Consider the following 784-nt stretch of genomic DNA (forward strand, 5'->3'; position numbering starts at 1 on the left):
CGGCGCGGCGCTGGCGCCACTCGCCGCGGCGGGACTGGCGGCGCTGGGCCTGGCGCTGCTGCCGGCCGCCGCGGCCCTGCTGCTGCACCAAGCGCTGTGGCTGGCGGATGCGACGCTGCCGATGCTGGCGCTGGGGATCGCCACCCTGGCCGCCGCGCTCGCCGCCTTCGTCGCCACCCGCGCCAGCCGCGCCCGGCTGGTGGCGCGCTTCGCCCAGACCCTGCCGCCCGCCGTGGTGGCGCGCATCGCCGCCGAGCCCGGCCTGCTGCGCATCGCCCCCGAACGGCGGGAGATGAGCTTCGTCTTCACCGACATCGCCGGATTCACCACGCTCGCGGAACGCCAGGGGCCGGATGCCGTGATCGGCCTGCTGGACGCCTACATCGCCGGCGCGGCGGAGGTGGTGGCCCGGCATGGCGGCACGCTGGACAAGGTGGTGGGCGATGCGCTGCACGTGATGTTCGGCGCGCCGCTGGCGCAGCCGGACCACCCGGCGCGGGCGCTGGCCTGCGGCGCGGCGCTGGCCGCCTTCGGCCACGCCTTTGCGGCGCAGCCGGGGCCGCGCGCGGCGGGCTTCGGCCTGACCCGCGTCGGCGTGGCGGGCGGCGCCGTGGTGGTGGGCGATGTCGGCGGCGGGCGTGTGCTGGACTACACGGCGCATGGCGATCCCGTGAATCTGGCGGCGCGGCTGGAAGCGGCGAACAAGCTGTTCGGCACGGATCTGCTGGTGGACCAGGCCACCGCCGCGGCCTGCCCGCAGGCCGGGCTGCGCCCGCTCGGCCGG

At 77.8% G+C, this 784-nt stretch carries 1 protein-coding gene; it reads left to right on the forward strand.

Features of this window, described 5'->3' with window-relative positions; translation table 11 throughout:
• Window positions 1–784 (forward strand): adenylate/guanylate cyclase domain-containing protein (locus HEQ75_RS27710; protein WP_168035339.1); only part of this gene is annotated, 784 nt, incomplete at both ends.

The sequence above is a fragment of the Falsiroseomonas selenitidurans genome (assembly GCF_012103215.1).
GTDB lineage: Bacteria > Pseudomonadota > Alphaproteobacteria > Acetobacterales > Acetobacteraceae > Falsiroseomonas > Falsiroseomonas selenitidurans.